A 1960-nucleotide genomic window follows, 5' to 3' on the forward strand; every position below is an offset into this window, starting at 1 on the left:
GAGGTTCCAGTAGCAGAGGGACGAGTTTGTCCTTGTGCCATAAGTCGTTGGGGTGAATTCGGGGTTGCGGTTTCTGTCTACGGCCGGATTTGCCTGATCAGATCGAGTGCGTGGCGCTGCGTTGCGTTGGGCGTGGTGACGATCTCGAACGTCGGCGCCTCGGGTCCGACGCCAGGTGTGCGGCAGGTGTTGCGCACAATGCTGCCCAGCTCAGCCATCAGCGTGGAGAAGCTGTGTGCGGGCGCGCCATCATCCACGGTGCGGCGCGTCACCTTGTCCTGCGCCTGCTGCGAGCGCTCCGCTGGCGCCACCGGGTCGCGCGTGGCCTTGGCCGCCTGGTCAGGGTCGGCGAACATCAGTTCACGCCAGGCTTCGCGCATGTGCCACTCCACGTAGTACGCGAGCACGCACAGCAGGATGTGGGCGCGTACCCGATCCGCCGTGCGGTGGTGGATGGGGCGCACGTTCAGGTCCACCGTCTTCAGGCTGCGGAAGGCGCGCTCTACATTGGCCAACGCCTTGTAGTTGCGCACGCAGTCGGCCGCCTCCATGCGCGCGGCATCGACTGAGGTGCGGATGATGTAGATGCCATCGAGCGCGGCCTCGGCGGCAATCGCTTCGTGCTTACGCGCGAACCTGAAGCGGTTCTCGCCAATGTCCAGTTCGAAGTGCTTGGCGACCTTGTACTGGTTGATCACCTTGCCCACGCGCAGAGCGATCGCCTCGGCGCCCTTGAGCCTGCCCGCGTTCACGCGATCCGTGATCTGCTGCAGGTTGCGCTCGGTGGCGCTGAGCAGCTCCTGGCGCTTGTGCGCGCGCAGTGCCGCCAACTGCGGATTGCGGCACGCCACCAGCCGCTCGCCCGGATATTGCGGCGAAGCGATCTCCAGCAGGTTACGCTCATCGAACAGCCCCAGCTGCAGTTGCCCCTGCTCGACCAGTGTGCGGATCGACGCGCCCTTCAGTGCCGTGATCCAGTCGATGCCCTCCATCTCGCGCAGCTGGGCGATCGAGGCGTTGCCGACCATGCCGCGATCGCCCACCATCACCAGCTGCTCGATGCCGAAGCGCTCACGCAGGCGCTGCACCTCGGGCAGGAAGGTGGTGCTGTCGGCCACGTTGCCCTCATGCACCGACACCGCCACCGGGCAGCCGCGTGCATCGGTGAGCAGTCCGTAGTTGACCTGCAGTAACCCCTTCTTGCCGTCGCGGTTATGGCCCAGCCGGGCCAGCGGGCAGGTGGTCCCCTCGAAGTAGCTCGAACTCAGGTCGTACAGCACCAGGCCGCCGGCGCTCAGATGCCGCGCGGCGAGCTTCTTCTGGATCGTATCCTGGCGCGCGAGCAGCCAGTCCATCGCCGCGTACAGGTCGTCCTCATTGGCATCGGCCACGTCGAAGTCTGTCGCCAGCGTGGTGGTGTGCCACCAGCGTGTGGTGGCCAGTTTCGTGTGCGGCGCCACGATGCGCGCGGCCACCATCGCCAGCACCCGTTCGCGCTCACGCGAGGGCGTGCTGCCCAGCAGCGATGCGAAGCCCAGGCGCTGCATTGCCAGCTCAACGGCGTGCACATGGCCGTGAGCGAGTGAGCCGGTGACCTCGAACGCCTGGCCCAGTGGCACAAACGTCTCGCCCTGCAGCGAGCGCCGGATGATGTCAACCAGCGATTCGGGCAGATGAGACAGGTTGCCCAGCGTCTCGTTCTTGACCTTGCCGTCCTCGCGGTAGCTACGCCGCAGCAGGTGCGTGTAGTACACCTTGCCCTTGTAGGTGCGTGATGTAGTGACGACGTGAGCGGGTCCGGTTCTGGAGGCCATACGGAAATCGTAGTCGAAAAATCACAGATTTCAATACGTTTTAGTGACTACATCCTTGAGCCAATAAAAGCGCCCTAATGGCGCCGGTGCTCAGCAATCACGCGGACTTGCGGCCGCGTGATGACTACAAGAAAGGGAGGAACTTC

The 1960-nt window shown here is 64.6% G+C and carries 1 protein-coding gene; it reads right to left on the bottom strand.

What is annotated here, in order from left to right; all coding sequences use genetic code 11:
* Positions 1 to 77 precede the first annotated feature (77 nt).
* Entirely contained in the window at positions 78 to 1754 is a 1677-nt protein-coding gene (locus BMI01S_RS37205) for an IS1634 family transposase (protein WP_028230706.1), read from the bottom strand.
* Positions 1755 to 1960 lie beyond the last annotated feature (206 nt).

This window comes from Paraburkholderia mimosarum LMG 23256 = NBRC 106338, from assembly GCF_000739815.1.
Classification (GTDB): domain Bacteria; phylum Pseudomonadota; class Gammaproteobacteria; order Burkholderiales; family Burkholderiaceae; genus Paraburkholderia; species Paraburkholderia mimosarum.